A 24,892-nucleotide genomic window follows, 5' to 3' on the forward strand; every position below is an offset into this window, starting at 1 on the left:
AATTTATAAAAAAGAAGGGGATTATATGAGTCATGTTTCTTCCGTTTATAATATTATGAAATGTATTGAAAATAAAGAATTATCAATCGATCTAATTGACAGTGTTTCTTTAAAAATAACAAGCAAGTGCAACTTAGACTGCTCAATGTGTGGTTTTGCAAGAAATAAGGCAATTCAGAATTCAAGAATAGAAGACTTGCCAGTAGAAGTTTGGAAAGATGCTATAGATAAACTTTCTGATTTTGGTGTAAAAACAATTTCGCTACTTGGTGGAGAGCCATTATTATATGAAGGCATTATTGAAATTATAAAATATATTAAACAAAAAGATATTAATATTTTTATTACTACAAATGGTGTATATCTCAATTATTTTTATAGGGAATTAATTGACTTAGAGATAGCAAGAATCAATATTTCTCTAGATTCTTTTCCTGAAACTCATGACAAAATTCGTGGTGAGGTAGGCTGTTTCAATTCCGCAATAGATGGAATTAAAAAGCTTAGTCAATACAAAAAACTAACGGGAAAAGTAAGTCCTGAAATTATTATTAATGTTGTCATTAGCGAGAATAATAATTATGAATTATATGATTACCTAAATTATCTGGATTCCATTGAAGGAATTGATGGCATATTCGTGGTATTGGGAACCTTTACTACTCAATCTTTAGGTGAGAGATATTCAGAACAGCTACTTGAATATTTTGATACCAAAGCAGATTCATGGAGAGGTTTTGTTAATTGCTTAGGAGATATCAACTATAATGAAGTTAAAAAAATATATAAAAAAGTAAAATATAAAGAATTTAATAAAAGAGTTGTATTATTTCCGCCATTGAAACAAGTAGATGACATTGAACTTTATTATACTGAGCCAGAAAAAATTTTTACATGGTCTGAAGACTACTGTTGGAAGCCATGGTATGGATTTGATATATTATCTGATGGTGAGGTTATCATTTGTAGCGATTGGACTGACTACCCAGTAGGTAATATTTTTACAGATACTCTAGAAGAAATCTGGAATGGTAACAAAATCAAGAAATTAAGAAGCTACATTCTAGATCATAAAAATTTTGGAGTTTGTAGCAGATGCCCATGGAGATATTTACCTAGTTTCTTGGTAGCAGATCCATACGGAGGTTGAACTGAGAATGAAAAAAATCATATCTGATTTTCCTGTTGGTATTGGAAAAATATGCTTTATGTCTGCATTAGTCGATATACTTCATTATTATGATGTAGATCTAAATGAAGGTGATCTATTTGGACTTTGTGAAGGAAATTTATTTTATTATGGAGGCATTGAACATTTATCAACCGCAGAAATTAATCATACTAATCTTATTCGAGAATTTAGAATGGGAGGTATGAAGTATGATGTAATGCAAATTCTTGATGTTTTAAAAAAATCCATAGGCCTTAATATTGATGCTTTTAAAGAGAGTGATAATATTAACAATATTATTAATGAATATATTAGTAAAGATATTCCGATATTATCGCTGGTTTTACGTTATTACTTGGAATATTGTCCAGGATATAAAGTAGATAATTTTTCTCACACAATTACGATATATGGTATTGATGATGACAATGATAGGTTATATGTTACGGATACTTATTTAGCAACAAAACCAATCTCGAATTACAAGGGTAAAATGTTGATGGATAATTTTATAAAATCATTGAATTTGAGTAATGCTGTTTTTAATATGACAACTCCATATCGATTATTTGCAATATATCCTAATAGTCGAGTTACTTTTAACTCAATTCCGATAAAAACATTGAATCGCTCCTTAATCAATATGGCAAATAAAAATTTAGATGACAATATTATCGATGGAAATATATACACTGGTATAAAAGCTCTAAATAAGTTTTCTGTTGATTTTGAGAAGTGGTTGGAGATTTATGAGGATAGTATACTAAAAACGATCCTTGAAGCAGTCCATCTGCTGATAACAAACTATGGTGGACCTTATGTTACATGTGGTTTACTGGGGGAGTACTTAAATCGAATTTTTTTGCGGGAAGATACTATTGTTTACAGAAATTTAGCAGATGAATTTATTGAACTACAAAGATTATGGTTAATTATTGGAAATATGTGCTATAGATCTTCCATGGATATTAAAAAAGACTACATAATCAAAATAATTGATAAAATAAATAATTTGATTTTGAAGCAAAAAAGACTTTATGAAAGTATTGTTATGCTTGAAGATTAATGATAGAAAAGGAGGTATTTGATTGAGTATTAAATTTGGTACGACTACATTATTTGTTAATAATGTTAAAGAATCTAAGAGATTTTATAACGATATTCTTGGACAAAGTATAGAGTCTGAACATGGGCTATGTATTGGCTTTAAGCACGGTTTTTCTATATGGCAGATACAACATGCAAATCGAACAATTTTTAATAATCATACAAAATATATTGATAATGAATCGAATCGAAAACCGATTGAGTTATATTTTGAAACCGATGATATTTTTATAATGTTTAATAAAATAAAAGAACTAAAACTACATTTTATACATGAAATAATTGAACAGGGATGGGGACAAAAAAGTTTTAGAATTCTTGATCCAGATGGTTATATTGTTGAAATTGCAGAAGAAATTGCTGGCGTATATAAAAGATTTTTTAATAGTGGTATGACGTTGGAAGAAATTTCACTAAAGACATCAACCGACCAGAATGAGATAAAGAATTTATTGGGGTTATTGAATTGAGCTAGAAATGTCAATTAGAAATTTTCAGGGAAGATACATTTGACTAGATGAGGAGCGGTATATGTTGAAAATTAATTTTGATTTTGAGGAACTATTAGGAGATATTATATCGTTTAATGGTCTATACATTGATTTGTTGGATTGTAATGAATATACAATTTGGTATTTAATTAGGCAGGCTGGCATCAAAAGTTTTTTACCTGTTTTAAATACAAAGGCATTTTATAATAATAAATCAAATATAGACGAAATTGGTTTTGGAATTTATAGGGATTTGAATCTAAAAGAGATAAAAAATAATTTAGATAAGTATTATAATATCAAAATTGTACATTTTGATAAAACCAAAAGTAATTTTATTGACTTTATTAAAGATGGAATTAGTAAAAAACAATTTATATTCACATTATACGACTTCTATTATGATACATTAGTAAGTGATCCCAAAGTACATGATTTACACGGACATCCGGTCACTGGAATCGATGATGAGCGAGACATTTTTTTAAGTCTACTACCGGGTAAATATGAAGTAAGGTTTGTCGATTTAGAAAGAATGCTTCGTGAATATATAGAGGTATCAAGTGAAGCTGAAAATTATTGTTTTTATTTGGAAACTTCAAAGTTTAATTATCCAAATGATACAAAAGTATTAAATATTATTCAAACTGATATTATAAATACCCTAAACGATTGGAAAGAAGAAATTGAATATTTCAATCAATATATTATTGAATTAAATAAAGTTATATCTTTTACTCAAGAGAACAAAAAAGATTTTGCTTTAAAAGAAAGATTACTATTTAATTCCATTATGGAAGGAATGCATGGTAATTTTATATTTAAACTGAGATTAATCTCTGAAAATTATAACGTTAGTACATATGATTTTGAAGAGGAATTTTTTAATAACAGAAAGCAAAGTATTATTATTTCAAATCTCTACAGAAAAGCAGCTGTAATCCTAGATGATGACGAAGCATATTTTAATGATCTAATCCGCAGAATTTCCCAGAATATTTATAAGTTTTTCGTAGTTGAAAGCAGTGAAATTTTATATAAATTCATAGAATTTATAAGAAAGGAGGGAATTGTTGATGTTTTTGAGAATTAATGAAGCTGTTAAATTCATTAATACTTTTGGAAATGAGTTTCAAAAAAAATATTATAGGTCTCTATTTGGAAATTACAATATCGATCAAACCATAATGTATTTGGAAAAATTTCAAAATGCTGATGGGGGCTGGTTCCAGATTGATCCGGATTACAAGGGAACTGTTAGTAGTATAACTTGCACAATGACGGCTTTTGGCAAGCTGGAACGATTAAATATTATGAAGTCACCTTTAATTGATAAATCAAAGCTATATTTACAAAAAAATCAAAAATGCGATGGCTTGTGGGACGAACCTGTTGAAATTTTAGATTTTGATCCACCCTATTGGTACTATCCAAGAATTAAAGAGAATCAAATTTGGTTTACCAATGGCATGCTGCGTTATGTAATTTCTAGATGTCCAGACGAGGATATGATAAAGAGAGCAAAGAACTATTTAAAGTCATTTTGGCTGGGAGATAGGTTCCCAGGTTATGATCATAATGACTGGATGGGTATTGTTAGTTTTTTCAATAGCGAAGATCCTAGTGAGAAATTGATATGGGAAAATTGTCTTAATAACCTAAATAAAAATATTAGCAGATATGATTTGGCAGATGTAATATGGACATTGGAGTCTTGTTATTTTATTGGCTTATCCAAGTATGAACCAATTGTACAAAAAGCCTTAAAAATATTAATGGAAGGTCAATTAGACGATGGTGGTTTTGGTACTGGATATGGAGAATTTCAGAGAGTCGATGTAACAATTGAGGCATTAGATTCTTTGGCCAATTACGGAATTATTCCCAGATTTAAATGAGGTGAAGACGATTAAAGCGAAAATAAGAGATATATTAGATCATATGGATATATTATCCATACCAATTACTGATCTTGAGAATGATGATTACTTATTGAATTATGGACTTCGATCAATAAACATTGTCTTATTTATAAAAAGCTTGGAGCAAAAATTTGGTTTTGAATTTTCAGATGATGACATGATACTTAATAATTTCAAAAGTATTAATGAGATTGAGAGATTAGTCAAGAAATATATGAAATAGGTACTTATTTCTGAGAGCAATAAGCGATGTTGAGGAGGTAACACTAATGTCATATAGAATAAACTTTGACATTGAAACCCTACTTGGAGATACTGCCAATTCAGATTTTCTCGGTGTTGAGTTTCTTAATTGTTATGAATATAATCTCTGGCAAGTTATGCGACAAAGTGGAGTAAATGACTATAAAGCAGCAATTAATACAAGAGCATTTCTAAAATATGATTATGAAATTAATTCCTCCTTTAATATTAAACTTGCTGAAGAAAACGTAAAAATATTAAGGAAAAATTTAAAAAATTATTATGGAATTGAATTTATCACTTTTAATGATTCAGGTACAAAAAGTATGCATGAATTTATAACAAATGCTTTGTATAGTAATAAATTCGTGTATGTATTATATAGCCATTACCATGATTCGATAAATGATATTGGAACGGTTAAAAAAAAGAAAGTATATCATTCTACATTGCTTACTGGTTATGACGATAAAAGAAATGTTTATATTGTATTAGTTGATGGGCGATATAATATTGGATTTAAAGATCTTGACATTATGTATGAGTATTTTTCCAAATTGAAAGCTGAAACAAGGGATTTTAATGTATTCTACTTAAGTAAAGAAAATAAGAAGAGTATAGTAAAAAATGATATTTATACTGATATAAGTCAGGATATGAGTAATTTACTTCTTAATTGGGAAGATGAAATAAATTGCTACCAGTCAGTAATTAATAAATTAGAACAGCTCAATTTTTGTAAAGAATCAAATGATTATTTAAACAATTTAAGAATTTATTTTTATAAATTAAGATTAGGTTTTAATGGTAATTTATATTTTAAATTAAAAGCCCTTGAAGAATTAACGGCATATTCCTTTAATAATTACTATGAGAAATTTCTTGAGAACCGTAAAAAAAGTGAAGTCATTGCAAATATGATTGGTAAACTTTTGGTTGATTTTAGTAGTGATAGATTGGAAAAAATTATTTGTAAAATTGATCAGGTTTTTTTACAAGATAGCTTTAAGCTGAAAAGTGAATTAGCTGATATTATGAAAAGTTTGAAACAAAGTAGTCTATAATCAATAACCCTACCACCACGAACAAGGAGGAAATAAATGAATATTAATTTGGAGATAAAGAAAATAATTACTGATTTGGTTAACAAAGACAGAGAAGACAAAATTGATATTAAAAGTATTGATGAAAATGAAGAAATTTCTAAAAGTACAATAATTCAAATGGATTCAATCAAAGCAATTAAATTAATCGTTGAGGTAGAAAAAAAGTTTAATATTACAGTGCCAGACGATGACTTAGATTTAAATAATTTTAAAAGCGTTGATTCTATTTCTAATTATGTGATAACTCGTATGAAAATTGAAAATGTAAAGGAGAAATAATGATGTGGAAAATTCTTGAGAATGTTCAGACTAATAAAGATCAATGGTCAATTAGGGAGATTGATTGTTTTACAAAACCGCATGCACTTGCTATTGAATCGTTACTACCCAATAAGGGTTTATATGATTCTTACCTCTATTATTTAGCTCTATCAAAAAGTTATGGGTTTTGCCATAACTTTGAAGAAGGTCAGAATTGGGCATTTGATGTCCATCCATTTGTATCTAATTTATTAGGTTTTAAATATGATAAACAAACATGTAAGAACTCTTCAGAGCTTAAGAAATTTATTAAAGATAAAATAGATGCTGGACAACCTGTTTTAGTACCAGGTAATCTCAGAAATTTGTATTATTCCTGGTCATATAAAACGACTGATGGATTACATATATTCTTAATTAAAGGCTACAATGAAGAGCTAGGGCTATATTCAATTCAAGATTGTATGCATAATTTCGAATCAATTCCTGATTTTAATAAAACATCTGAAAGTTTTACGAGCTTCCTATTACCAATGAATGTTTTAGTCGATTGTTGGGAGGCCTTACATGAGTTTGATGAATTTTATTATTTAGGTTCTTATTACCTTGATAAAGCTATTACAATAGAAAAACCTGTTAGCGAACCTTATTATAGTTCCAATAAAGAAAAACTAGAATATTTTGCAAATTTTTCAACATATGAACAACTCCCCTCTTATTTTCGAGAAATTAGTGTCTTTGGATCTAATATATCTAAATTAGATGTAAGTAGTAAAGCCGTGGATGAACAATTTAGAGAAGCTATGTTAGATATCTTTTTTGGTAGCAAAAGAGCATGCTTGGCCATGGTAAAAGATTTGATTTCTGAATTTGTCGATGAAGAAAAAATGAGTATGATAAACAATCATATATCAAAGATTATAAGTGGTTGGGCTCAATTTAAGGATCTATTTTATTTACATGCGTTGAGAGGTAACTTAAAGAATATTAATGAACTTGAATATGTTTATAAACCTATACTGGATATGGAGCAAGAACTCATGGTGATAGTGAAAAAATGCATTAGTTGATAGAATAGAAATAAAAAGCTTCAATATTTTTTATATAGTGAGGCACTTAAAGATTTAATTAATGAAGAGTTACTATTTTACCTTATTTACTTTCTAAAAAAATTATAGTGGAGGATTTATTATGGATAACGAAAAAATTTATAGTGAACAAATGAGTTTAGGAGAAAGAATATCATCATTATATAAACAACCAGGAAAACTTATGGAGAATCTGCAAAAATATCCCACCATCCTTTTTCCAGTATTATTATTACTACTAGCTAGACCAATTTATTATTTAATTTGCTATCCTGGATATTTAGACTTTGTTAAAGAAATGTTTAATGTAACAAACGATGAACTATTGAACCAACAAGCTGTGATGGGAATGTTTTTTGATGTTGGTATGCTATTTGCTGTCTGGATTGTTAACACAACAGTAATGTATCTTTATTCAAAATTAATGAAGGGTAGTGGAACCTTTAAGCAGTTTCTTTCTACAAGTGGGTATGCGTACTTAGCAGTTATTCCAATGTTAATAATAATGACTGTAGGCTATTTTAATACTGGTAACTTAACAATGAATTTTTCACCCTCCATCTTTATAAAGGGATCAAAAGGAACAGCCATATATGGGATTCTACGAGGTTTTTGTGTATTCTCTATATACCAAAATATTATGATGGGAATCGGTTTTTATAAAGTATCGAAACTTAGTAAAATAAAAAGTGCAGCAATAATAATCGTGATTTTCTTAAGTTGGGTTGCTTTTTATTTTCCAAGTTTAAAAAATATGGGTTAGTTATCCATGAGCAAAAATAATATATTGTAAGGAAGGAATGATGAAATATGACATCACAATTTGAATGGTCTAAAATACAACCTCCAGAGACAATTGAATCATCAAGGAAATATATATTTAATGATGATTTATTACCTTCTTTAATAAAATATATAGGAGTAAAAAAAGGAGATAAACTTGTCGACCTAGGTTGTGGGACAGGTACCTTCACAAGATATCTGGCAAAAGGTTTAGGAAAAGAATGTGAGGTTATTGGAGTAGACTCAGATAGGCAATATATCGAATATGCTCAAAAAAAAGTGGTAGAAGAGGATTTAGTTGATTGCATAGATTTCATTGAATCAGATGTTTATAATCTTCCTTTTGAAGATGAAACCATTGATTCCATAACTGACCATACCCTACTCATTAATCTAGATAATCCGGATCGATTTATTAAGGAGGAGCTCAGAGTATTAAAAAAAGGAGGAAGCATTTCTACATCAACTTTCTTATTTAATTATTATCCGCCATCCAGAGCTATTAATAATCCCGAATTTGATCAGTTGCTAAAAATTCAACAAAAGGTTTATAAATTTTATAAAGATCATATTTTTCCTAGATCGTTTCTTGAAGGTAATGAATTAAACATTTATTTAATGATGAAAAGGTACAAAAATCTCAATATTCAAGACATCCAAATAAATGGGTTTTTTCCGTTGTTTTCACCAGATGACTATAGAAATAAAGATATAAGGCGACAGTGGCTAAAAGAGCAATTAGCAGTACATAGCAATGATATAAAAGTGATACTCAGTAACCAAGAATATTTAGCCATATGCGGAATTGAAGAAAATGAGCTGAATTTGGCCCTTAAACTTTTAGAGGAAAGATATCATTATGAATTAGATAATACAACCTATATATTTACAAATAGTATGGAAGTTATCATATCAGGAAAAAAAGCCAACTAAACAATTTAACATCATATCATTCGTTCTGGAATTGATATCAATATAGCAAAAGTATCAGAGAGGCGGTTATTTAATGAAAATAATGAAGAATGTACTTGAAACAATTAATTTTAGAATGAATGAATATGGAAGTAAGGTTGCAATTTTTGATAATAATAAATCATTTACTTATAATGAATTAAATAATATGTCAGACTCTATTATGAATTATTTAAATGATAATGGTATTGATACTGAAGATATTGTAGTAATATATATGGAGAGATCCTATCTATCAGTATGTTCAACGTTAGGAATTTTGAAGTCTGGTGCTGCTTTCTTACCGATTGATACCAAAACTCCACTCGAAAGAATTCGGCAAATAATCAATTTATCAAAAGCTAAAATTGTATTGTCAGACAGAGATATTGATTTTGGGATAAACCAGATAAATGTATTAGAAATTTTGAATTACAAAAAAGAAAGCCTCTTATTTCATAGAAGTATCGCCCCAAATAATTTGGCCTATGTAATATTTACTTCCGGATCAACGGGGCAACCGAAAGGGGTCATGATTGAGCATGGGGGGATGTTAAATCATATAAAGGAAAAAATCCGTATCTTGGAGATGGATTGTACTAGTATAGTTGCACATAATGCTTCAATTAGCTTTGATATATCTGTTTGGCAGATTATTGCACCCTTATATGTCGGTGGAACAATAGTAGTTTTTTCTGAAGATACCATTATGAATGTAAGAAAATTTAATAATCTTTTATATGATAAAAAAATCTCTATTTTCGAGGCTGTTCCGACCTATCTTAATCTTTTAATTGATGAGTTAAAAAAATATCAACGGGAGTTTATAGGCTTAAAGTATGTTCTATCAACAGGAGAGGAATTAACGAGTTCCCTTTGCCGAAAATGGTTTGATGTTTTCGAAAATATACCGCTCGTTAATGCTTATGGACCGACAGAAACTTCCGATGATATAACTCATTTTATATTGTATAAGGGTCAAGGCTATAATCAAATTCCCATAGGAATACCAATTAAAGAAGCAAATTTTACGGTAGTAAATGAGCGAGGTGAGAGATGTCAGGTGGGAGAGAAAGGGGAACTTTTGGTAAGTGGTGTTTGTGTCGGACGAGGTTATATAAACAACGAAGCTGAAACTCAAAAATCCTTTTTTTATGATTCCGAAGCTGGTGAAAAAGCATATAGAACAGGTGACATCGTATCCCTGAATTCCGATGGAAATTATTACTACTTTGGGCGAAAAGATACCCAAATTAAAATTCGAGGTAATAGAGTAGACTTAATAGAAATAGAAAATACTTTGATGAATTATACCGGTATTGATCTTGCAGTGGTTCTATTTAATGCAGAGATTAGCTCATTAAATGCCTGTGTAGTGTCTAAAGTAGATATTGATTTAAATGCGTTAAATAGCTATTTACGTGATATACTTCCGACTTATATGATTCCTTCTTATATAATTAGGGTTGAGGAAATTCCAGTAAACATAAATGGAAAAATAGATAAACAAAAATTATCCATTATAGTTCAGGAATCTATTTGTAAGAGAAACAAACTTGAGCTTGAAACAAGTCATTCCGATAACATAATTCAAGATAAATTATTATGTATTTTAAAAGATATATTGAAATGCGATAACTTAAATGATATCAATGACTGGAAAAATGATTTGCGTAAGATTGGTTTTGATTCTGCAAATTCTATTAATTTGGTTGTTAAGATTGAGGAATCCTTTAATTTCGAGTTTGAGGATCAACATTTAACACCTGAAAACTTATATAATTTTAATTATCTACTACAGTATATAGAAAGTAAGATTCAGAAAAGATAAGATGATTTTTTCAAGAGTTTTATTAAAAGAATGCTGGTATATGTAGGTTTGACATTATGATAGGGAGCTGAAATGACGGAGGCACTATTCTTGTATGTCATTTGTGAACAAAAGTAAGAAAGAGGGTGTATTATGAGAAATCAAGAAAATCCACAGAAGGAAGACCTTAATTCTCTTAATTCAATATTTGAGAAGGTAGCTGAAAGATTTCCAGATAGAATTGCTGTAACTGATAGTAACATCGAGCTTACATATAAGGAACTATCCCATAAATCTTCAACTCTCGCGAAATATTTAATTCACAAGGGAGTAAAAAGTGGCGAGTTGCTATGCATCTATACAACTCGGAATGTAAATATGATTATTGGTATATTAGGAATCTTAAAGGCGGGGGCTACCTATATACCAATCGATCCGAAATATCCTTCTCAACGTATCAAAGATATATTTGATATTTCAGGTGCTACATTCTGTGTTAGTGATTCTAAGATGGACTTGCGTTATATAAGTTGTATAAATATCTTATTGGATTGTATACCAGAGAGTGAAGTCAATGGTGATAAGCCTGTAAATCTTAATAACGAGAAGAGCTTGGCATATGTTATTTTTACTTCTGGTTCGACAGGGAAGCCAAAAGGGGTAATGGTGGAACATAAATCAGTTATAAGGCTGTTTACCAAGACAGATGAAATCTTTCACTTTAATGAACACACTGTTTGGAGTTTATTTCACTCCATTGCATTTGATTATTCAGTGTGGGAAATATGGGGAGCATTGCTGTTTGGTGGGAAGCTGGTAATTGTTCCAAGAAAGGTTGCATTAAATCCGGAATCTTTTTATAGTCTGATGAAAAAAGAAAAAATCTCAGTATTGAGTCTCACACCAACTGCATTTAGAAACTTTTGTTTGGCAGCTTTACGAAAAGAACAACGTAAACTGGAACAATTAGAATACATTGTGTTTGGGGGAGAAAAATTAGATTTTGAAATCTTAAATCCTTGGATTAAAGAGTATGGAGATTCTATGCCTGTTTTGGTAAATATGTATGGGATTACAGAGGTAACCGTACATTCTACTTGGAAAATTATTTCTCATGCGGATGTTTGTAATAATACAAAAAGTTTAATCGGTAAGCCAATATCGGATTTACGAATTGAAATTGTTGATTCAGAGGGACAAAAAGTATCTAAAGGAAATGCTGGCCGTATGTTTATCAGTGGTGATGGAGTGGCAAGAGGTTACTTAAATAGAGAAGAATTAACAACGGAGAGGTTCTTTACCAGGACAGGGCAGGATGGAGAACCAATAAGGTGGTTTGATACAGGTGATATAGCAGTCGAAATTTCTGAAAATGAGTTTGAGTATATCGGAAGAAACGATCGACAAGTGAAGATTAGCGGATATCGCGTTGAACTGGAGGAAATTGAGTATTATTTGAAACAATTTAAAGGCGTAACGGATTGTGTTATTGTTGAAAATGACCAGGGGGAAAATGGTGTTCGTCTTAGAGCATTTATCATATTGGATAATAAGGAAAATAAAGAATCCATTCTCAAGGAATTGAGAAAATATGCGGCAGAAAAGCTTCCTAAATATATGTGTCCATCAACTTATACGGTTGTGGATAAATTTCCAATGAATATAAATGGGAAATTTAGTATAAGTGAACTACAGATGATACAGGAACCGAAAAAAGACAATGATATATCTGGACTGAAAACAAAAGAAATTATTTACAATATATGGAGTGATATCTTGGGAGAAAATGAAATTGATGAAAAAGATAGTTTCTTCTATCTAGGTGGAACTTCATTCATGATGATAAGAATGATGAAAAAAATTATGGAAATATTTAATATAGATATTGGTCTTGATGATATTGATGAAATAACCATTAATAGTCTAGAAGCAGTGATAGAAAGAAACAGTGATAGAAAGAAGCAATAGCAAAAAAATGTTTTATTATAATAGATAAGGAAATAATATGAATAAAATTATTGATAAAAAAAAAGAAATGGAACCCCAGAAGATTGAGTCACTTAAGAAACTAATATCTATCCTGACATCCTATCTTAAATTATTTCGTGTGGAGTCTCAACATATAAAATTATATACTTGTTTAAGTAAACTGGATGAAATTAAGAAACAATGTGATGAAACCAAATGCAATCAAGTTCTACAAATAATCTCAGCAAAAATGTATATTCATGCGCCTACTTTCACCATTTTGAAACCAAAGGGTACCAATTGTATTGATGTTGCGATTAATCGGGTATTAAAATTTGATTATGCTGAATGGTCATATTTGTCACAGTATAATGAGGTTGAATTGAAACTTGATTTGGAAAAGGTCGTCTCTGCATTATCTCCCATGGGATGGGATCAAGTTGATCTAACAACACAGAGCGGTGTTAGATTTACGGCATATTATAAAGGAGAACCAGTAAATGATACCATTGTCTTTGTCGCACCATGTGGGATGCCGGTAGAAGCATTCTCTCTTGCACTTGAAAAGTTACACGAGAAATATTTTGTAATGACATGGGAGAATCCGTTTCTATTTCATTCGAAAATCCCAGGTAGAGAATGGTCAATGACAGATGATATTCAATGTATTAAAGAAATGATGCGATATTTTAAACGTTCAAATATACATCTTATTGGAGTTTGCGGTGGTGTGCCGATTGCAATTGTAGCTGCTGCGGAACTTAAAGAGCAAGTAGTTACACTTAGCAGTTGCCATGGGGATATATATATGGGTATAGATTCTCCTATGACTTCATATAAAAAACAGTTTTTGAGTTTCCTACAATCTTCTTTACAAAATGAAACGATAGCCAGAGAAATTTATGAATTGCTATTAGATCCAGCACTTTTATTCGGTGTTTCGGATACACTGGCACCTTATATTATTTATCAATATTTAAGTTTTGAATTGTATATGAGGTATGCAAGCATTAATTCTGTACTTATGACATTTGATTTAAGTGACTATTTAGATGAGCTAAATTGCCACTTTTTAATTATATCAAGTGAAGACGATAGAATAGCACATCCGGGTGTTTCAAAGCTGTTAAGTGAAAAAGTTAAGTATTCCGTCTTGTGGATGCGGCCTCATGCTGAACATCATAATGTAATCGCAGGGGATGCCGAAGTATATGAAAAAATTATGAGTAGTATTGAGTACTACAAATCATTAGACTTAAAAAATCGTTAGAGATAATATGTAAATCTAACCGATAGAAGCACTGATTTAATTTCGTTGCAATGTGTGAACGCACCCTCTTATTTTGAGGTACAATGGTCTCGGAGCAGTGTCATTTGAAGAATGCACTGCTCTATTATCTGCACTGAATATAATACTTCTCCTAAGAATTACATCACCTTTTGTCATTTTACAATTCTCATAGAAAACCTAAGCGACTACACGAGATATATAGTGTAGTCTATCATATGCAATTTACCTTGTGATATACGGATAAACGAAGTATAATATTGGAAGAGGTGTTACCATGTAATACTTTACAACGAAAGAAGCCACCGAAAAACGGGGCATATTCTAATTATTATGATTTAAGTAACAATACTATAAACTGCATAATAAAACGAAAGAGAGGGATTCACTATGTACTTTCATTGTGACAGCGACTTTAACGCAAGTCCACCACATGCCTTGTTAAAGAAATATGTTCTTTACTATAATGTAGTATTTCCCAAGCAAAATATGTTTGCAGAACACTATACACTTATGCCTAACGCCTGTGGCACATTGTCTATTGCCTACAATGGAAATGATGTTTTAACCGAACTATGGGGCGCTTCTGCAACGCCTAATTTGCTTGGTGGCGAACCCAATCAATACCTTGTTATTCTATTAATTCAGCTTTCACCGTATGGATTATATCAATTAACTAATTTTCATCAAGCCGAATTTACGGACAAGCGCATATCATTAAAAGATGTTGATAAAGAACTTTCAACCTTGCTCTGTCAGGCTTTTGAAACTGCCAACAACATCACGGAGTTATTTTGCATGTGTGATCGGATTTTATATCGTCGCATGGAAAACAACGTAGTTTCGAATGCTCTGTTCGTTGCTACAAATACAATTATGGATAGTCATGGACAAATATTTGTTACAGAGCTTGCCAGAAAAGTGGGGTATAGTGACCGGCAATTAAATCGCTTATTCTTAATGCAAATTGGCATGAATGTTAAGGGGTATACTCGACTTACCCGCTTTAACTATGTGTTGAAACACATGCACCAATCGCCATGTTTCTTCTCGACTCTTGCACAACAGGCAGGGTATTTCGATCAATCCCATTTTGATAAAGATTTTAGAGCGATTAGTGGTGTTAGTCCGAAAACATATCTTGAAAAAATGTCGGATTTTTACTATGATGGAACTGAGTTATTTAATACAATATCCCAAAAGGAGGATTAAACAATGAAATATCAAGGATGTTTATTAGCAGTTAAAGATATGGCAGTATCAAAGGATTTTTATGAAAATGTACTTCATCAGAAAGTTCAAATGGATATCGGCGCACACGTTATATTTGAGGGGATATCTTTGCAACAAGGGTATGCTGAATTGATAGGTGTTCCAGCTGATAGTGTTAAGGAAAAAGCACACAATTTCCAAACTTACTTTGAAGTAGAAAATTTAGATGAGGTATATTCCGAACTAAAGCAGCGGTCTGATGTACTCTGGGTACATGAAATAAAAGAATATCCATGGGGGCAACGCGATCTTCGCGTATATGATCCGGACAAGCATATTGTGGAAATTGCAGAGGATATGGGAACAGTTATCAAGCGTTTTATAAGTCAGGGCATGACGATTGATGAAGTTGCTGCACGTACTATGTTTCCTGTTGAAGCTGTAAAACTGTATGTATAGTAACTGGATTATCATTATAGGGATAAATAAGTAGCAACGCTACTATTCCTTTATATCGTTTGGAACAGGAATTGTACGTCTGTTGTTCCAAACGATATCTAACGTTTGATATAAGGAGAATATTATTTTGAAATATATTGAATATAAAACAGAAGAAGCTATGCATGAAATTAATATGAAATCACTCCCCTATAAATATGATTTAAATATTTATAGGGGTTGTACGCATGAATGCAAATATTGTTATGCATACTATAGCCAAAAATCTTTAAGGGATCTTGGTGAAGCGAATGATATTATAGTTAAAACGAATATAGTAGAAGTTCTTGAACGCGAACTTGCTGCTCCTACGTGGGAAAGAAAAGTGGTTAACATTGGTGGGGTTTGTGATAGCTACCAACAATGTGAGGCTAATTATAAATATATGCCTGATATTCTTCGCTTAATGATAAAATATAAAACACCAGTTATAATTAGTACTAAATCAGATCTAATATTACGAGACATAGATCTAATTGATGAGCTGGCAAGCGTTACATATGTTAATATTCCGGTTTGTATAACAACGGTTGACCCCAATATATCAAAGAAAGTTGAACCAGGTGCTGTATCGCCGGAAAAAAGATTTGAAGTATTGAAAGAGCTTTCAAAAACGAAAGCTTATACTGGCTTTCATGTTATGCCAATTATACCAATATTAGCTGACGATAATGAAACATTAGAAACAATGTGCAAATGGGCAAAAGAGGCAGAAGTAACTTATATGCTTACTGGTATACTTTATATGTCAGGTGGAATCAGAAAAAGATTTATGAACTTCATTAAGGAAGAGTTTCCGGAACATTATGATGCTTTTAATAAATTATACCCTAAAGGTGCCGCAGACCCTGAATATAAAAGTAATTTACACGAAAGATTTAATATATTAAAAGAAAAATATAATATTAATACTTCTTATGCTAAGTTTTTGCCTAAAAATCATAAATAAGGCAGTATCAATAAGATTGGTATCTTAATCTTTGTCCTGGGCATAAATAAATTTGGAGTAAGAGGCTAAGGCTTTAGCATCACTTGTAGATGCTAAAGTTTTTGAGGTTATAAGTGTATGGAAGGCAAGCTGAAAAATTTTTGGTTTGCCTTTTTCGCGTTCGTTAATATTTTGGTTTTGGTGTATAGTAATAAATAGACTTTTTTTAACGTATTTACTCTTTAACTGTAATTAGATATAATTGGATATAGGTATAAAATATTGAGAAAAGTCATTTAGAGGATACGAGTATATGAAGTATGATTGCATAGTTATAGATGATGAATTAGATATTGCCAAGACTACGGCGGAATATTTTGAAATGTTCGGTATTAAGACTACATATGCTACAGAATATGAGGAGGGAATGAAATTATTTAAGGAGAATGAAGTTTCATTACTTATATTGGATATTAATCTGAGAGAACGCTCCGGGTTTAATTTCTGTAAAAGCATACGTGAGGAATCGGATATTCCAATATTGTTTATTAGTGCAAGGGATAGCGAAGGAGACATATTAACAGGACTTAATATTGGGGGAGATGATTATATTATTAAACCATTTACCTTAAATATTTTACTGGCTAAGGCTAAGACCATGCTAAAACGTTACCAAACCTATATTAGTATGAATAAGGAAGAACCGATAGTTTCATCGGTTCCTGCGCACATCACCCTTGATCATAATTACCGGCAGGTCAGTGTAAATGGAGAGATAGTGAAATTTAAGAATCAGGAATTTCGGCTACTGGCATATTTGATTAAACATTGTAACCGTGTCATTTCGAAAGAGGAATTGTTTGAGAAGGTATGGGAGGATGTATATGTAAGTGATGTTACGTTAAATGTCCATATTCGTCGCATTCGTGAGAAAATTGAAAAAGATCCGAAGAATCCTAAGTACATAAAGACAATCTGGGGTGTGGGATATGTGTTCGAAGTAAAGGTACCTACTTAATATGAAAAAGATAAAATATATTTTTATGAGTATGATAGCTGTGACCGTAATAGCTATAGTAGGAATTATTATTTTAGATGGACAGCAACTGGACTGTAGTAATGATGTGGTAGCCCTTAACCGTATAACAATTGAGGCGAGTAAGAACTTAGAGCATTTGGAAGATATGAATGTACAGCCAGATATAGGAGCTTTTGCAATCTATGATATAGACGGGGATATGATATACAGTCATGGTTATAATGCCAAAACGATGGTAGAAGCAATAAAATATGCGAGTGCTATGCAGAATATTATCGTGGATCATACACTTCTTGGTACTGTAGTTCTTGCTCCAACTTATGAGAAGACGATATATAATTACCGAACAAAGATAAGTATCATTTTATGTTGTGTTTTGATAGTAATGTGGGGAATGGCTATCACATTCGCTTATTATATCAATCGATTAATCATAAGACCATTTGAAGAAATGAAGGAGTTTGCGAAAGAGATAGCGATAGGAAATCTAGAGATGGATCTCAAGATGGATAAGAAAAATATCTTTGGGATTTTTACGGAAAGTTTCGATATCATGCGTACGGAGTTGAAGAATGCCAGAGAGAAAGCAGAAAAAACAGAGAAAAGTAAAATGGAGCTAATTGCATCTATCAGCCATGATATTAAGACACCGATTACGTCTATATTGGTAGTATGTGAATTCTTAAGTGTAATTATAAAGGATGAAGATCAACTCGCTAAGATTGTATCCATTTCCTCCAAGGCAGAGCAGATTAATCTTATGACAGCGGATTTGTTAAACAGTCAGCTTGAGGAATTAGGAGAGTTAAAAGTAACAATGGCTTCGGTCCTTAGCAGTGATATCAGTACTATGTTTATCGTTGCAGACACCCAGAACAAAATATTGAATTGTAAGCTGGAACATTGTATTGTTAAGGCTGATAAAGTGCGTATGCAGCAGGTTATTAATAACATTATTGATAATTCATATAAGTATGCAGATACCTCAATATGGGTTGAAAGTAAAATTGTAGGCGACCGTTTGTTGATTCGCATAAAAGATATGGGAAATGGAGTACCAGAAGAAGAGATACATAAGATAAAAGAGAAATATTATCGTGCTAAGGGTACGGAAAACAAGCACGGCAGTGGACTTGGTCTTTACATAGTTCATGACCTTATGAATAAAATGGAAGGCAGCGTAACCTTTCGCAACGTTGAGGATGGATTTATTGTTAAACTAGAATTAGAATTAGCTTAATTTAAATATTGCATAACTTCTTTCGTATAGCCTCTGTCTTTTGTGAGTTTACAAAGCACAGAGGCTATACGATAAGAATTTGGATAGTTAACTAATTTTTCCACATTAATATTCGGTTGAAGTATGGATAAAATCGAAGTTTGCTAGTTGATTGTGAATATGGTTCCCTTTTTTCCGGCAAATGCAATATAACCGTCTTTTATCAAGTAAGAAGTCTTGGTATCGTTTGCAAATAGAGAGGAATCTATCAAGGCACCGTATTGATTATATATATAATAATTGCCTTCTCCTAAAATATCAATGGAAGTATAAGCTCCGGCATCTGAATCCGTAATACGATACCATCTGGTAAAACCATCTGAACCAATGGTATAGGATTGGTTTATATCTAGATCAGATAAATATTCTTCTCCTACATATTGAAAGCCATTGGTGGCTGATAGATACTCTATATTTCCTTTCTTGATTATGTTGATATCTACTATATCACGTTTCTTTCCAACGCTTGAAAGAGAATTATCACTGGTCATGGCATAGAGAGATCCGTTTATTATAAAATAATTATCGTTATGATTTGAAATTTCACCCCAAATATATGGTTGTGATAGATAACCTGCACTGGCATAATGTTCGTCCAGAAGAAAATACTTTTTGTCATTTCGGTTATTCCACGCTGTTTTAGAGCTTGCTAAAGCTTGGAAGTCATCGAGCTTGGTTGCGAGGGTCAGACTGGAGAAGTCTGTAGATATACCGAAGTATTTTGAGTAGTATTCTACTTGTACAGCATACTCATCACCATTTTTCAATAAACGAAGCCCTTCCGTTATGTAACATTGTGTAACAGGTACAATCGTATTTAATATGTTATCGTCATTGCAGACAAAATAACCGGAATCTAGGTAGGTAAGTTCAAAGCGCTTATTCATTTTATTGGTTGATGAGGTTGGTGTGGATAATAAGGTTAAATACATTTTATTATTCTTAAAATCTAAGGAAAAGGAAGCGGCACCACCATAAAAACCTGCATATTCAAGATATTCCTTAGGAATAGCAGCCGGTTCACCAGAAAATGAGATTTCTTCCGTTACTTCTGGGAGATTGGAGGTTAAGTTTAGTGCGCTTAAGAGTAATTCATTTGCTAAGAGCGATGCATAAGAACTACTTCCTTTTGAAGATACAACAGCAGCGGACATATTATAATCTGGAAGAACAGTAAGTGCTGCATGGTAATTATCCGTATCTCCCCCTTTTTCAACCGCTTGAATGTTATAAGTGTTGAAAGGATATGCATTTACATCATCCCATCCTAATCCATAATTGTCATCATAGATATGAGTACCTGCTGCCTGTTCCTTTATTGATTCGGCAACACTGGTACTGCTGAGTATGGAATAGTGATCCTTCATAAATATAGTTGAGAAAGAACTTAAGTCTGCCACTGTTGATAGAATACCTCCATCGCCGAGGGTCGTTGTCATGCCAGGTGGCATAAGTCGATTATTCTTATAGGTATCAGCTATCTTTAAGCTGTCAAAACCAGAATGCATGGTAATGGTATCCTTAGCACCCAACGGGATCATTATATTCTTAGTTATGTAATCTGTATATGAAAGTCCGCTTACCGATTCAATAATAAGTTCTGCCAGTTCAAAAGAATCATTACTGTATGCCGAATAAGCACCAGGATCAGCTTTTAAACGTTGTGTACTAAGATGTTGTAAAAATCGATCATGATTAGAAGTATCAATGCAGCCATATAGGTCAGAATTTGAATATAGGGATCCAAGAAGACCTGAGGAATGATTCAGCAGCATACGGACGGTAATTTCTTTATAACGTTCATCTGCCATGGTGAATGCTGGAAGATATTCTGACACCGGGGAATCTAATTCAATTAACCCTTGGTCTACCAGTTGTAGGATGGCTGTTGCAGTAACTGTTTTACTGATAGAACCTATGCCATATATCTTTTCATCTGCGGTTAGAAGCGATTTGGAATTTTGTTCTTCTGTTGTAGATTTACTTTTCTTGCTGTTACCTGCAGAGGTCGGAGCAGGTAGCAGCATTAATCCCATAAGGAGGGATAGGCTGATGAATGCTTTTAAATATAGTTTTTTCATGGATCGTCCTCCTTTTAATTTTCTATTAGTTCATAGGTAGAGATTCGCTTGATTTTTGAAGTAAGTAAATAGGAAACAATATAAGTAAATACGGTTACGGTCATGGCAGCAGATATTAATGTAATGACAGAAGGTAACTCATATCGTATGCCGGACCACCCGATTAGAGATATCATCTTACTGATAAAAGGTAAGGTTGTTTGGTAAGCAATAACGGAACCTAAGAAAGCACCAGCAATAACAGATGGTAGAAGGCTGAAGGTAAGTTGCTTTCTTAAATCCTTGGTAGTAAATCCTAATGATTTTAGAATTCCAAACTCTAGCTTTTTCGTGTTCACTGTTTGTTTCACCATAATAGAAAGTACAACGGTAATAATAATTAGTGTAATTATTAGAATGAAAATTGCCAGTAGTCCAAAGGCTAGTTTAAAAATATTAAGATAACCTGCCAGCAGAGAAGCGGTTGAATACACTTCTTTGATGGGATAGGTAGAAGTACCACTGCTTAAGACTGTATTGCCATCAATATTCAGCGCATACTCCATACTGTCAATATTAAAATTTTGTTTTAGTTTAATCATTTTTGAATCAATTAAATGTTTCATTGCCGAATATTTATCATCGGTGTCGTAGGATATCTTACCGGATAATAATTCACTCTGGGTATATCCAAACTTGCTAAATATAAAATCGGCAAACTGCTCATAGGTGTAACCTTTATCAAGATAGGCACATATGGTGCTGGGAGCATATGCGGCATAGATGCGTTTATAGCCATCTTCGCTAAAATAGGTATTGTAAGACATAGTTGAAGAGGTAATACCCGTGATGATATAGTCTGCTTTGACACCAATTGAATTTACGGTTATAACATCGCCGATATCCTTGTGTAACAAGCTTGCTACATGAATAGAAACAGCTATTTCATTATCATTGATAGGAAAACTTCCTTCTGCAAGACTAATCGTTTCGAGATTTTCAAAATTATCAAGTATTCGTGCATTGCAAGAGGTATTATTAACTGTTACGCCTTCAAATCCAATCCTAATGATTTTATGTACATTTTTATTACTACTGATGATATTAGAGATTTGTTCTATGTCTGCATGAGTATCTAAGGTAACATTACCTTCTGTTAGTTCACTGTCGAGTACGTTCTTGATAAAAGTGTCTTTGATTCCGAACCCTTCAAATAGTATTAATCCAAAGCACAGGGTGAAGCTTATAATAGTAAGGATTATACAGGTAGATATATTCTGCCTTTTATACATAAGCAAATGTTTTAAACAGAGAATCTGGTTAATGGAACCTTTCGCGTGCTCCAACTCCACTGTATTTTTTTTAATGTTGTGGGATAAAAGTCCTCCTCGGAGTATCACGGCAACATGCATTTTTTTTACTTTTAAGGTGGAAAGATAAGCAGTTATAGCAATTAATAATGTAATAATTAAGGTTATGATAATGTCTATACCTATGTGGACAGTGCCTTTTATTAATACACCAGTAATTAAGATGAGTATCTTATGATATAACGGTGCACTAGCATAGGATAATATGGTGCCTAATATACTGCTAATAAAACTGATTATTATGTATTCGAAGACATAACTTGAGGCAATTTGTTTGCTTGTATAGCCCAATACTTTTAGCGTGCCAATTGCTGTAAGGTTTTCATCTATACCGGATTTGATTCTATAAATTGCCATAATTAGAGCAACTATAAAAATTACTACTGAAAATGCAATAATAATGCTTGATATAATAGATGCAAATAAGGTAAATGCTGTGGTAAAATCGGCACGACCAGATGCCTGTTCGATGCACTGGGTATTACTGGTATAAGCGGAAGAATAGTCAGTGAACTGAGATTCGATATAATGGATTGCTTTGTAATCATCCACGGTGAAGTTTAGCAAAGTTTTGGTACCATAATTGGAGGATAATTCATGAAAAACATCAGTAGTTGCAACAATTCTTACCTGCGAGAGATTACTGACCGCTCCAAACTCCGATACATTACAAAAACCTAGTATTTCATATGTGTATTCCTGTTCAGTGGAATCCTTTAATATAAAAGAGGATCCAATCTTATACCCTAATGCCTGAAAAGCAATGGGTAAATAAATACCGCTTTTATTCTCTTGAGGATTTATTATGTCAATTTTAGAAATTGAACGTTCTGTATTTATGTTCTGAATGAACATGGAGGTGGTGCTTGGATTCGTATCGGGTGTGTAGTATTCACCGGAAAATGTAATGACATCTTCTGCATTAACACCGGTAACATGTTCCTTTGATTCCAAAAAGGTAGCAAAATCATCATAATACATGTTAGGTGCAAAAAGGATATAGTAATCCGTTCCGTTTAATTTTTTGCTTTGAGATTCAAAAGATTTATTAACTTCTCCAGTAGATATAATCATATTAAAAAAACAAACTGCAATCATCACAATAATGGCGAATGAAAAGGCGCCACTATGCTTTCGCTTTATATTTGTAAGCGCCAAACGAAATGAAATCATTAAAATGTCTCCTTTACCAATTATTTTCGCGAAGAAAGTCCCTGATCTTTTTTATACGATCATCTAGATTTGTCTCCATATATTTATCTAGATGAAGTTCTCCGCATATCTTTCCATCCATTATGTAAATGATACGATTGGCTCTGATAGCTGCTTTTATATCATGAGTCACCATAACAATACTCTGACCGTTCTGGTTTATTTTGGTGAGAATATCCAGGACATCTTTACCGGAAGAGGAATTAAGTGCTCCGGTAGGTTCATCTGCAAATAGGATGGCAGGCTTATTAATTAAGGAACGAATAAGAGCAGCACGTTGTTTTTCACCTCCGGATAATTGGCTGGGAAATTTGCGCCATATTTCTTCTCTTAATCCGACCTGTAGAAATAGCTCTTTTGCACGCTTGATTATTTCAGGTTTGTTATTGCTTACAAGATATCCGGCAGTTAGAACATTATCCATGATACTCATATTTTCCAGAAGATAGATGCTTTGAAATACAAAGCCACAATGTTTTTTTCTGAAGCCAGCAAGTTCATCACTGTTAAGATCCTGAATCTGGGTACCTCGAAAGATAATTTTACCTAAAGTAGGTTTGTCCATTCCGGACAAGGCATATAAAAGAGTGGTTTTACCTGAACCAGAGCTTCCCATTATGATGGTAAAATCACCTTCATAAATATCAATATCTAAGTTAGTAAGGATGTGCTGTTGTTGTCCATCTGACGAAAATGTTTTACATAATTGCTTTGCTTGTAAAATTGATTTATTCATTTGTTAATCCTTTCTTTTTTTTCTGTTACCAATATAACACAGGAAGATATCGATAGTCTTTTCCGATAATTAAACAAATCCTTGTCAAATCCTTAATTATTTTTTTTCCATGACGCTAAGAATTTGATTACGTACACTCCTTAGTTAATATTGTATAGTAATGCTAGCACAAATTTGAAGTTACTGTTGACATATACATGATGATATAATAATATAATTACAATACTCTTTGCACTGCATATAAAATACAGTACAAACTGAACAGGCGATGGGAATTCCAGAGAGCCGGGCCATCATATGGCAACAGATAAATACAACATCTGTGGGACAGTAGTTTACTAATTGTTCTATGGGTGTTTTTCTTATTAT

At 32.1% G+C, this 24,892-nt stretch carries 22 protein-coding genes and 1 riboswitch; of the genes, 19 read left to right on the forward strand and 3 right to left on the reverse strand.

Annotated features, from left to right (window positions below; genetic code table 11):
- The first annotated feature begins 25 nt into the window (after positions 1-25).
- The 19 genes from BUB90_RS08550 (at position 26) to BUB90_RS08640 (ending at position 19,106) form a co-directional block, all read left to right on the forward strand.
- Positions 26-1,150, forward strand: coding sequence for a radical SAM protein (locus BUB90_RS08550; protein ID WP_073286063.1), 1,125 nt, complete (start codon positions 26-28; stop codon positions 1,148-1,150).
- Between the two features lie 7 nt (positions 1,151-1,157).
- Positions 1,158-2,237 carry a BtrH N-terminal domain-containing protein gene (locus BUB90_RS08555; protein ID WP_073286066.1) on the forward strand — a complete coding sequence of 360 codons (1,080 nt, stop codon included), beginning with the start codon at positions 1,158-1,160 and terminating at the stop codon, positions 2,235-2,237.
- A 22-nt stretch (positions 2,238-2,259) separates the two neighbouring features.
- On the forward strand, positions 2,260-2,748 hold the full coding sequence (locus BUB90_RS08560) for a VOC family protein (RefSeq protein WP_073286069.1): 489 nt from the start codon (positions 2,260-2,262) through the stop codon (positions 2,746-2,748).
- 61 nt (positions 2,749-2,809) lie between these two features.
- Complete coding sequence (locus BUB90_RS08565; protein ID WP_073286072.1) at positions 2,810-3,862, forward strand: hypothetical protein; 1,053 nt, start codon at positions 2,810-2,812, stop codon at positions 3,860-3,862.
- A complete protein-coding gene (locus BUB90_RS08570; protein WP_073286077.1) occupies positions 3,846-4,667 on the forward strand; it encodes a prenyltransferase/squalene oxidase repeat-containing protein in 822 nt (273 codons plus the stop codon). The genes BUB90_RS08565 and BUB90_RS08570 overlap by 17 nt, the downstream gene beginning before the upstream one ends.
- Before the next feature lies 1 nt (position 4,668).
- A complete protein-coding gene (locus tag BUB90_RS08575) occupies positions 4,669-4,914 on the forward strand; it encodes a phosphopantetheine-binding protein (RefSeq protein WP_139241728.1) in 246 nt (81 codons plus the stop codon).
- A gap of 46 nt (positions 4,915-4,960) precedes the next feature.
- On the forward strand, positions 4,961-5,998 hold the full coding sequence (locus BUB90_RS08580) for a hypothetical protein (protein ID WP_073286083.1): 1,038 nt from the start codon (positions 4,961-4,963) through the stop codon (positions 5,996-5,998).
- 36 nt (positions 5,999-6,034) lie between these two features.
- Entirely contained in the window at positions 6,035-6,319 is a 285-nt protein-coding gene (locus BUB90_RS08585) for an acyl carrier protein (protein WP_073286086.1), read from the forward strand.
- Positions 6,319-7,371: a BtrH N-terminal domain-containing protein gene (locus BUB90_RS08590; protein ID WP_084139163.1), complete on the forward strand. Its 1,053-nt coding sequence runs from the start codon at positions 6,319-6,321 to the stop codon at positions 7,369-7,371. The genes BUB90_RS08585 and BUB90_RS08590 overlap by 1 nt, the downstream gene beginning before the upstream one ends.
- Before the next feature lie 121 nt (positions 7,372-7,492).
- Entirely contained in the window at positions 7,493-8,152 is a 660-nt protein-coding gene (locus BUB90_RS08595) for a YIP1 family protein (RefSeq protein WP_073286093.1), read from the forward strand.
- Positions 8,153-8,199: 47 nt separating this feature from the next.
- Complete coding sequence (locus tag BUB90_RS08600; protein ID WP_073286097.1) at positions 8,200-9,105, forward strand: class I SAM-dependent methyltransferase; 906 nt, start codon at positions 8,200-8,202, stop codon at positions 9,103-9,105.
- Between the two features lie 73 nt (positions 9,106-9,178).
- Positions 9,179-10,954, forward strand: coding sequence for a non-ribosomal peptide synthetase (locus BUB90_RS08605; RefSeq protein WP_073286100.1), 1,776 nt, complete (start codon positions 9,179-9,181; stop codon positions 10,952-10,954).
- A 132-nt stretch (positions 10,955-11,086) separates the two neighbouring features.
- Positions 11,087-12,901 carry an amino acid adenylation domain-containing protein gene (locus BUB90_RS08610; protein ID WP_073286104.1) on the forward strand — a complete coding sequence of 605 codons (1,815 nt, stop codon included), beginning with the start codon at positions 11,087-11,089 and terminating at the stop codon, positions 12,899-12,901.
- Between the two features lie 37 nt (positions 12,902-12,938).
- On the forward strand, positions 12,939-14,171 hold the full coding sequence (locus BUB90_RS08615) for an alpha/beta hydrolase (protein WP_073286107.1): 1,233 nt from the start codon (positions 12,939-12,941) through the stop codon (positions 14,169-14,171).
- A 408-nt stretch (positions 14,172-14,579) separates the two neighbouring features.
- Complete coding sequence (locus BUB90_RS08620) at positions 14,580-15,401, forward strand: helix-turn-helix domain-containing protein (RefSeq protein ID WP_073286111.1); 822 nt, start codon at positions 14,580-14,582, stop codon at positions 15,399-15,401.
- A gap of 3 nt (positions 15,402-15,404) precedes the next feature.
- On the forward strand, positions 15,405-15,860 hold the full coding sequence (locus BUB90_RS08625) for a VOC family protein (protein WP_073286116.1): 456 nt from the start codon (positions 15,405-15,407) through the stop codon (positions 15,858-15,860).
- 127 nt (positions 15,861-15,987) lie between these two features.
- Positions 15,988-16,848, forward strand: a complete 861-nt coding sequence (locus tag BUB90_RS08630; RefSeq protein ID WP_242952511.1) for an SPL family radical SAM protein — start codon at positions 15,988-15,990, stop codon at positions 16,846-16,848.
- Positions 16,849-17,140: 292 nt separating this feature from the next.
- Positions 17,141-17,845 carry a response regulator transcription factor gene (locus BUB90_RS08635; RefSeq protein ID WP_073286120.1) on the forward strand — a complete coding sequence of 235 codons (705 nt, stop codon included), beginning with the start codon at positions 17,141-17,143 and terminating at the stop codon, positions 17,843-17,845.
- Position 17,846: 1 nt separating this feature from the next.
- Positions 17,847-19,106, forward strand: coding sequence for a HAMP domain-containing sensor histidine kinase (locus tag BUB90_RS08640; RefSeq protein WP_073286124.1), 1,260 nt, complete (start codon positions 17,847-17,849; stop codon positions 19,104-19,106).
- 143 nt (positions 19,107-19,249) lie between these two features.
- Here BUB90_RS08640 and BUB90_RS08645 read toward each other — a convergent pair whose 3' ends face one another.
- The 3 genes from BUB90_RS08645 to BUB90_RS08655 are packed head-to-tail and all read right to left on the reverse strand — an operon-like array spanning position 19,250 to position 24,523.
- The gene (locus BUB90_RS08645; RefSeq protein ID WP_073286128.1) at positions 19,250-21,226 is read right to left on the reverse strand and encodes a serine hydrolase domain-containing protein; all 1,977 of its coding nucleotides are present in this window, start codon (positions 21,224-21,226) and stop codon (positions 19,250-19,252) included.
- 14 nt (positions 21,227-21,240) lie between these two features.
- The gene (locus tag BUB90_RS08650; RefSeq protein ID WP_073286131.1) at positions 21,241-23,748 is read right to left on the reverse strand and encodes an ABC transporter permease; all 2,508 of its coding nucleotides are present in this window, start codon (positions 23,746-23,748) and stop codon (positions 21,241-21,243) included.
- A gap of 13 nt (positions 23,749-23,761) precedes the next feature.
- Positions 23,762-24,523 carry an ABC transporter ATP-binding protein gene (locus BUB90_RS08655; protein ID WP_073286134.1) on the reverse strand — a complete coding sequence of 254 codons (762 nt, stop codon included), beginning with the start codon at positions 24,521-24,523 and terminating at the stop codon, positions 23,762-23,764.
- A 247-nt stretch (positions 24,524-24,770) separates the two neighbouring features.
- Positions 24,771-24,856: riboswitch (NiCo riboswitch) on the forward strand.
- Positions 24,857-24,892 lie beyond the last annotated feature (36 nt).

This window comes from Anaerosporobacter mobilis DSM 15930, assembly GCF_900142955.1.
Taxonomy (GTDB): Bacteria; Bacillota; Clostridia; order Lachnospirales; family Lachnospiraceae; genus Anaerosporobacter; species Anaerosporobacter mobilis.

What these genes read in the sequence shown, in the direction of transcription:
- BUB90_RS08625 (WP_073286116.1), top strand. Translation starts at nt 15,405, where the DNA reads ATGAAATATCAAGGATGTTTATTAGCAGTTAAAGATATGGCAGTATCA.
- BUB90_RS08600 (WP_073286097.1), top strand. Translation starts at nt 8,200, where the DNA reads ATGACATCACAATTTGAATGGTCTAAAATACAACCTCCAGAGACAATT.
- BUB90_RS08570 (WP_073286077.1), top strand. Translation starts at nt 3,846, where the DNA reads ATGTTTTTGAGAATTAATGAAGCTGTTAAATTCATTAATACTTTTGGA.
- BUB90_RS08605 (WP_073286100.1), top strand. Translation starts at nt 9,179, where the DNA reads ATGAAAATAATGAAGAATGTACTTGAAACAATTAATTTTAGAATGAAT.
- BUB90_RS08580 (WP_073286083.1), top strand. Translation starts at nt 4,961, where the DNA reads ATGTCATATAGAATAAACTTTGACATTGAAACCCTACTTGGAGATACT.
- BUB90_RS08595 (WP_073286093.1), top strand. Translation starts at nt 7,493, where the DNA reads ATGGATAACGAAAAAATTTATAGTGAACAAATGAGTTTAGGAGAAAGA.
- BUB90_RS08610 (WP_073286104.1), top strand. Translation starts at nt 11,087, where the DNA reads ATGAGAAATCAAGAAAATCCACAGAAGGAAGACCTTAATTCTCTTAAT.
- BUB90_RS08650 (WP_073286131.1), bottom strand. Translation starts at nt 23,748, where the DNA reads ATGATTTCATTTCGTTTGGCGCTTACAAATATAAAGCGAAAGCATAGT.
- BUB90_RS08550 (WP_073286063.1), top strand. Translation starts at nt 26, where the DNA reads ATGAGTCATGTTTCTTCCGTTTATAATATTATGAAATGTATTGAAAAT.
- BUB90_RS08590 (WP_084139163.1), top strand. Translation starts at nt 6,319, where the DNA reads ATGATGTGGAAAATTCTTGAGAATGTTCAGACTAATAAAGATCAATGG.
- BUB90_RS08565 (WP_073286072.1), top strand. Translation starts at nt 2,810, where the DNA reads ATGTTGAAAATTAATTTTGATTTTGAGGAACTATTAGGAGATATTATA.
- BUB90_RS08640 (WP_073286124.1), top strand. Translation starts at nt 17,847, where the DNA reads ATGAAAAAGATAAAATATATTTTTATGAGTATGATAGCTGTGACCGTA.
- BUB90_RS08555 (WP_073286066.1), top strand. Translation starts at nt 1,158, where the DNA reads ATGAAAAAAATCATATCTGATTTTCCTGTTGGTATTGGAAAAATATGC.
- BUB90_RS08615 (WP_073286107.1), top strand. Translation starts at nt 12,939, where the DNA reads ATGAATAAAATTATTGATAAAAAAAAAGAAATGGAACCCCAGAAGATT.
- BUB90_RS08585 (WP_073286086.1), top strand. Translation starts at nt 6,035, where the DNA reads ATGAATATTAATTTGGAGATAAAGAAAATAATTACTGATTTGGTTAAC.
- BUB90_RS08645 (WP_073286128.1), bottom strand. Translation starts at nt 21,226, where the DNA reads ATGAAAAAACTATATTTAAAAGCATTCATCAGCCTATCCCTCCTTATG.
- BUB90_RS08655 (WP_073286134.1), bottom strand. Translation starts at nt 24,523, where the DNA reads ATGAATAAATCAATTTTACAAGCAAAGCAATTATGTAAAACATTTTCG.
- BUB90_RS08635 (WP_073286120.1), top strand. Translation starts at nt 17,141, where the DNA reads ATGAAGTATGATTGCATAGTTATAGATGATGAATTAGATATTGCCAAG.
- BUB90_RS08620 (WP_073286111.1), top strand. Translation starts at nt 14,580, where the DNA reads ATGTACTTTCATTGTGACAGCGACTTTAACGCAAGTCCACCACATGCC.